Origin of the sequence: Kutzneria sp. 744, from assembly GCF_000568255.1 — a bacterium.
In the GTDB taxonomy this organism is placed as follows: Bacteria; Actinomycetota; Actinomycetes; order Mycobacteriales; family Pseudonocardiaceae; genus Kutzneria.
In genome coordinates this window covers 8400996-8407721 of sequence record NZ_KK037166.1, presented here as the reverse complement: position 1 = coordinate 8407721, position 6726 = coordinate 8400996, and the positions used below count along the sequence as shown (strand labels likewise).

General features: G+C 69.7%; 8 protein-coding genes. 3 read left to right on the top strand and 5 right to left on the bottom strand.

Annotation, left to right across the window (positions count from 1 at the left end; genetic code table 11):
- From KUTG_RS38845 to KUTG_RS38835, 3 genes are all read right to left on the bottom strand, one after another.
- On the bottom strand, positions 1-268 hold a 268-nt coding region (locus KUTG_RS38845), incomplete at its 3' end, for an asparaginase domain-containing protein (protein ID WP_232241194.1).
- A gap of 37 nt (positions 269-305) precedes the next feature.
- On the bottom strand, positions 306-1022 hold the full coding sequence (locus tag KUTG_RS38840) for a Clp protease N-terminal domain-containing protein (protein ID WP_043724106.1): 717 nt from the start codon (positions 1020-1022) through the stop codon (positions 306-308).
- A gap of 269 nt (positions 1023-1291) precedes the next feature.
- The gene (locus KUTG_RS38835; protein WP_043732123.1) at positions 1292-2167 is read right to left on the bottom strand and encodes an NAD(P)H-binding protein; all 876 of its coding nucleotides are present in this window, start codon (positions 2165-2167) and stop codon (positions 1292-1294) included.
- A gap of 87 nt (positions 2168-2254) precedes the next feature.
- Between KUTG_RS38835 and KUTG_RS38830 the strand changes: the two genes are divergently transcribed.
- A complete protein-coding gene (locus tag KUTG_RS38830; protein ID WP_043724105.1) occupies positions 2255-2986 on the top strand; it encodes a TetR/AcrR family transcriptional regulator in 732 nt (243 codons plus the stop codon).
- A 294-nt stretch (positions 2987-3280) separates the two neighbouring features.
- Here KUTG_RS38830 and KUTG_RS38825 read toward each other — a convergent pair whose 3' ends face one another.
- The gene (locus tag KUTG_RS38825) at positions 3281-4657 is read right to left on the bottom strand and encodes an IS1380 family transposase (protein ID WP_043724103.1); all 1377 of its coding nucleotides are present in this window, start codon (positions 4655-4657) and stop codon (positions 3281-3283) included.
- Positions 4658-4991: 334 nt separating this feature from the next.
- On the bottom strand, positions 4992-5621 hold the full coding sequence (locus tag KUTG_RS38820) for a VC0807 family protein (RefSeq protein ID WP_043724102.1): 630 nt from the start codon (positions 5619-5621) through the stop codon (positions 4992-4994).
- A 37-nt stretch (positions 5622-5658) separates the two neighbouring features.
- Here KUTG_RS38820 and KUTG_RS54400 point away from each other — a divergent pair, with 37 nt between their 5' ends.
- Positions 5659-6471, top strand: coding sequence for a PaaX family transcriptional regulator C-terminal domain-containing protein (locus tag KUTG_RS54400; protein WP_198047451.1), 813 nt, complete (start codon positions 5659-5661; stop codon positions 6469-6471).
- Between the two features lie 9 nt (positions 6472-6480).
- Positions 6481-6726: VOC family protein (locus KUTG_RS62115; protein WP_043724097.1), on the top strand; the 246-nt coding region annotated here is incomplete at its 3' end.

Sequence of the window (6726 nt, the reverse complement as noted above, 5' to 3'; positions counted from 1 at the left end):
GGTTGTCCACGCCATGCGTGACGACGACGCCGTCGAAGCCGTCCTCGGTGAGGGCCGCGTGGACGCGGCGGGCGATGGCCAGCATCGTCGCCACCGAGGTGTCCCAGCTCGGCTCGGCCAGGACGTCCTCGGCGACGACTTCCGCGGCCACCGGCCCCACGTGCGTCAGCAGATCCTTGCCCGTGGCGACCTGGGACACGCTCGGCCGCTGGGCCATCGTGTCGCCGGTGGCGATCAGCAGCACCCGGTTGCTCACACGATCCCCCACACGATCAGCGTTGCGGCCAGCACGACAAGGAGCATTCTCACTCCAGACCCACGTGCCGCTCCAGCCGTCCGAGACGGTCCAGCAGCGGCTTGAGCTGCTGGCCGACCAGCGCCGCGACGGTCGCCACCGGGTCCTTCGACGGGCTCTGGTCCCGGTGGTGCACGAACCCGGCCAGCGCCGCCGCCGTCGCGCCCCGGATCGAGCGCAGCTCCGCCCCCGCCGCCCGCAGCGCCTGGCCGCCGGCGCCGTCCTGCTCCGCCACCAGGCCCAGCAGCAGGTGCTCGCAGCCGATGTAGTTGTGGCCCATGGTGATCGCTTCGGTGACCGCCAGCTCGAACGCGTTGGCCAGCGGCCCGCTGAACTTGTCCGCCGGCTGGTCCTGCGCCGTCGCCGCCGGCAACTCGGCCAGCAACTTCTTCGGATCGATCTCCGTGGCCAGCAGCACCTTGAGCGCCATGTTGTTGCCCTCGCTGATGATTCCGCGCAGCAGGTGCTCGGTCCCCACCTCCGCCGCGCCTTCGCTGCGCGCCTTCTCGACCGCGATCTTCACCGTCGTCCGGGCCCGCTCCGTGAAGTGCGGCAGCTTGCCCGCCGGGTCGCCGTCCCCCAGCTCGCCGATGGTGGCCGCGCGGATCGCCGTCACCCGCTTCACCGAGGTCTCCAGCGCCCGCTGGCAGATCGCCGACACCGGCACGCCGGACTCCCGGACCGCCTCGGCCAGCTCGTCGGGCAGATACACGTTGATCTTGGGCATCACGACGTCTCCCCTTCCCGGATGCGTTGCTAACCCCATGTATACCCCTGAGCGGGGTTACACGCAACGTCACACCATCCGGAGCGTTGACGGCGTCGATGACCACGGCGGTGCGCGTGTCGAGATTCCTCGCTTGCGCAGTCCTTCTTTCACACCAGCCGGTGTGTTTCGGATGCCCTACCTCCGCCGCGATCTCCAACCGGCACTGGTCGCACAGCCCGTTTCGCCCTCCGTCCCGGCCGGGGCATCAGCGTGCTGCGCATCTGGGGTCACGGTCGGGCGGGCTGCCGCTGGAGGATGTCCTCGAGGACGGTGCGTACCGAGGTCGCCGGCCGCCCGAGCAGGGTCTGGAGGGCTGGGTCGGTGACCGCGAAATGGCCGGCTCGTGCGGCACGGAACATGCCGAGGGTGAAGTCGGCCGCATCTGCCGGCATGCCCTGGGCGGTCACTGTTGCCTTCCACTCCTCGTCGTCCACGACGACCCGGGTGATCGCACGGCCGGTGAGGTCGCCGAGGATGCCCGTGACGTCGGAGAAATCGAGCAGTTCGGGGGCGGTCAGGGGCGGAGTTGCCCCGTCGAGCGCACCGGGACAGGTCAGGGCGATGACGTCGGCTTCGGCGAGGTCGGCGTGTGCCGTCCACGAGACCGGGCCGTCGGCCGGGAGCCGGAGCTCACCGGTCTGCAGTGCGGCGGGCACGTAGTACTCGAACGTGCTCGCATAGAAGCCGTGGCGCAGCGCCGTGTACGCGACATTCTGCTCGACCAGGTGCGCCTCAGCCGCCGCGTGCTGCCGGCCGGGGTCGAACAGCGCGTCGGGTGAGGCGACCTGATGGCTGGTGTAGAGCACGCGTGTGGCGCCGGCCCGCACGGCGGCGTCGATCGCGGCCCTGCTCGCCACGGTGGCCTGCGGGCCCCGGATCGCGGCCGAGACGATGAGCACCTGGTCGGCGCCCTCGAACGCGTGGTCCAGAGTCGCCGGATCGGTGAAGTCGCCGGCACGGACACGAACTCCGCGATCGGCGAGCGCTACGGCCTTGTCCGTGTCGCGCACGCTCACGCTGACGGTGTCGGCGGGAATGCGGTCGAGCAGCTTCCGGACAATCTGGGACCCGAGACGACCGGTGGCCCCGGTAACAATGATCATGACTTCCTCCAGCGCGAACCAGTGATTCAATCGTGACGATATCACTGGTTCGGATCACCGGTAGCACCTGGCTGATAGCATCGATCCATGCCGGTGCCGCCCTACGTCGAAGCCCACACTGATACCCAATCCACGATCGTCGCCGCCGCCGCTCGCCTGCTCCGCGAGGGCGGTGTCCGCGCCGTGACCACGCGTGCGGTCGCCCAGGCAGCGGGCGTGCCGCCACCGACCATCTTCCGCCTCTTCGGCGACAAGGACGGCCTCCTGGAGGCGGTCGCGGAGCACGTGATGGCGGCCTACGTCGCCGACAAGGCGGCGAAGGCCGCCGACGAGAACGCTGACCCGGTCGACGACGTGCGCGCCGCCTGGCGTGCGCACATCGACTTCGGCCTGGCCAACCCCGGTGTGTTCCTGCTCCTCGTCGAGCCAGGACGCCTGCAGCGCTCTTCCGCCACGACCGCAGGCGCCCAGGTGCTGCACGCCCGGGTCGCGCGAGTGGCGGCCGCGGGGTTGTTGACGATGTCGGAAGCACGCGCGGTCGACATGATCCACGCCGCCGGCAGCGGCGCCGTGCTCGCGCTGCTGAGTCAGCCGGAGGACCGTCGTGACACCAGGCTCGCCGATGCGCTATTGGATGCGGTGCTCGGCGACATACTCACCTCGGCGCCGGCGCCGCCCGCCTCCGACCCTATTGCCCTCACTGTTGCATTCCGAGCGGCTCTACCTCGGCTTCCGGCGCTCAGCGACGCGGAGCGGACCCTCCTGTCCGAGTGGCTCACCCGCGCCGTCGCCGAACTCCAGGACCGACGGGATCGGTGACCGAGACGCGGACGCGAGCACCAGCGCTTGCGCCTCGCCCTCGGCCCCGACATCACTTTCTCACCGCCGACTTCATCTCGACCGCACGCGGGTGAGGCAGCGCGGGTCAGAAGCACGCTCTGACCCAGATCCGCGAGTAGCGGACGTGTTGATCATCTGTATTGCAGATGATCATGATTTGGATGCTGCCCACCGTTGCAGAACAGGGAAAATGGCCGGTTGTCGCACCGGTCAGCGGGGGTTCCACAGGCCCCCGACATGGTGACAAGTCGGATCGGACAGCGTGACGTGTGGTCAGCCCGACCGCGGTAACGCCCGGAGCCTGGCGAGCACGATGGTCAGCAGTTGCGGTCCCGGTGGCAGGCGGAGCTCGACGTTTCTGGCGTGGTGGACAACGCGGCCAGGCACACCGATCAGCTCGCGGCGCAGCCGGGCGATGGTGCGCCGGCCGCGCCCGTTGCCCCGATCGATCCCGGTCAACTCCTGCAACCAGGCCGACAACGCGGCCGCCAGCAGCGCGCCCCACATCCACACGGTGTTCACCGCCAGATCGCCGGAGGGCAGATGTCGCACGGCGGCGCCGTGCTTGGCGTCGCGGTTGAGCGCCTCGATATCGGTGCGGTGCCGGTACCACCACTCGACCCAGGCGATCTTCTCCTCGGACGTCACGTCCATGTTGGTCAGAATGAAACTGTAGCCGTAGACGTGGTCCAGCTTCCCTTGCAGGGCAAGGGCGAGTTGGCCTTTCGGGATGGTGCGACGCCGCCGCGCCCGAGGATCGGCCGACACCGCCTCGACCGGGATCCGCACCCGCCGCACCAGACACACGGTGTCGGCCGGCCACCAGTCCGGCACGTAGTCGCAGACCGCGACCTCGCCGTGCTCCATCCCGATCGCCGGCGCCCACGCGTGCTCCGGTATCGCGGCGGCGGCCCGCCACAGCACGGGGTTGCGGGTCGCGCCGATCGCGAACCGCACGCCGCGGAACAGGCATTCCCGCGCGATCTGGCCGGCGAAGTAGCCCGCGTCCATCCGGACCCGGACCGTCCCGACCCCCTCGGGCAGACAGGCCAGTGCCCTGCGCAGCAAGACGACCACGCTGGCGCGGGGATCATCGTTGCCCGACAACAGGTCCGCCGCGACGGGCACCCCGAGCTCGGCCCAGAACGCGATGTCGGCCCGGTAAGCGCGTTGGCCCTGGTAATTGAAGGCGCACCCCTGTTTGGCGCGTCCGTAGACCTCCACGTCGGTGGCGTCGATGTCTAGGGTGACTTCCCGCAGCAGGCTGGTGCGGCGGACCTGCCCCACCTGGTCCAGGACCCGTTGGTTGAGCGTGGCGATCCCGGTCTCGATCCCGGCCAGATGCGGCGGGGTGAACCGGCGGGCGATCCCCGCGGCGGTGGTCGAGGCCGGTGTCGGGGCGCGGAGCAGTTCCTGCCCGGCGGCGTCGGCACGCAGCCGATCCAGACTGACTAGGTGATCACCGCCTGCCAGTTGGCAGGACGCCAGCGACGCCAACACCTCTGCGCCGGTCGTGCCCCGATCGCGTTGCTTGACCGATCCGATCGCGGCGTCCAACACGCCGGTCATGTCCAGGTGGTCGATCAGTTCACTGATCGCGGCCAGTCCCGCGTTCGGGGTCAACGACGGATCCGGCGCGCCGAGGGCCACACGCCGATGGTGGGCCCGAACTCGGGCACGTAATCTGTTCACCTGACGGGTGTCCTTCCGGCTGGGTCGATCATGACGTCGCAATCACGATCATCCCAGGTCGGGGCGGGCACCCGTCGCCATCTCAGCTCAAGATCACGGCACTACTCGCGGATCCGGGTCTGATGCCGAAGCAAGCCTGAGCGGCCGAGGAAAGCACATCCGACTGAGAATGATCTTGGGTGACATCGCCTTGAGACGCCGAAAGGTCGCAGGTCATGCAAGATCGCCATGTCACGCCCGGCGAGACCATGCAGCGCGGCCGAGGCCTGGATCGGCGTGAGATGGCCCCGTCCTACTGAGCCGCGGCCGGCTGGTTGTTGCGGCGGCCGGCCCGGCGGCCGTAGGTGACCGTGCCGAAGATCAGGAGGCCGAGCACGACGTACGGCAGGACCGAGGTGACGACCAGCGCGGTCGACAGCGGCAGGGCGTAGCTGAGGATGACGCGCAGCACGGCCTCGCCGAGGAAGGCGGCGCCCCACACGACGGTGAGAATCCGTTGGCTGCGGCGGAAACCCGGGTACTGCCAGAGGCCGTTCCACCACTCGACCCGGGCCGGGTCGCCGCCGGTGGCGAACTTGCGTCCGAAGTAGAACATCAGAGGCCGCGGCGCGAGCAGGGAACCCAGCAGCACCAGGCCGAACAGGCCGGTGACGGCGGAGTCCTTGACCAGCAGCAGGCGGGCGTCGTTGAAGGCCAGGGAGGCGACGACGCCGATGACGAGGAAGACCAGCACCATGATGCTGAACTCGTCGGCATGGCGGGTGCGGGCGAAGGAGATGCCGAGTTCGATCAGCGGCCACACGCCGCTCAGGGCGAGCGCGGGGGCATCGGCCATGCCGTAGCCGGTCAACAGCGCGTAGGTGATGATCGGCAGCGCGATGTTGAACAACATCGTCGGCAGCCAGTTGGATACGACCTTCACGCCGGCCCCCTATTGTGTGGCGAGGATACTCACGACCGTGAACGATAACGCAACACGAGCCGGCGCGGGGCGGTCCGTGGGACTGGTCCCGTTCCTGTTCGGCGTCACCGGCGAGCAGGAGCTCCCGGGTGCGGTGCTGACGGGACTGCTGGCCGACCTCGGGCTGAGCCGCACGGCGGCCAGGGCGCTGATCGCCCGGATGCGGGTCAACGGGCAGCTGGCGTCGACCCGGCGTGGGCGGGAGGTCGACTACCGGCTGGCCGGCAACTTCGCGCGGGGCTTCGAGCGGATCAAATCCGGCTCGGCCCGGGCGGTGACGCCGTGGGAAGGCCGTTTTCACGCGCTGCTGTACCAGGTGCCGGAGGGGCAGCGGGCCTTTCGTGACCTGCTGCGGCGACACGCGCTGTTCACCGGGTTCGGGATCATGCAGCCGGGAGTGCTGATCGCGCTGACCGACCTCAGCCCGCGGCTGGCCGACGTGCTGGCCGAGAAGCCCGACGGGGCCAGCGTTCGCATCGGCACGATCGCCCTCTCCGACGCCGACGCCGCGGCCGTCGCGTACGAGGCGTGGGACCTTGCCGCCGTCGGTGCCAACTACCGGGCGCACATCGCCTCACTGCGTACCGCGATGCAGTCCACCGCCGAGCTGCCGGCCGCGGCTGAGACCCTGCGGGCCTTCGCGGAGCTGACCATGCCGCCGATGGTCGACACCCTCCGCGACCCCGGCCTGCCGCCCGAGCTGCGACCCCCGGACTGGCCGTGGGCCGAGCTCACCGGCCTGTTGGAGCAGGTCAACGCCCGCTACTGGCGGCCGGCAATTGCCTATGTGCGAAGCAGGGTCACTGGTTAGGGTCCGGCCATGACGTCCCGTTTGCACCATGTCACCGTCGACTGCGCCGACCCGTACGCGCTGGCGACCTTCTGGTCCGCCGTCATCGGGTACGAGCCACATCCCGCCGATTCGCCCGGCGACGAGGAGGTGCTGCTGCAATCACCCGGCGACGGCCCCGGCGTGCTGTTCATCCAGGTCCCCGAAGGCAAGTCGGCGAAAAACAGGCTGCACTTCGACCTGCAACCGGCTGGCCCCCGGGACGAGGAGGTCGAG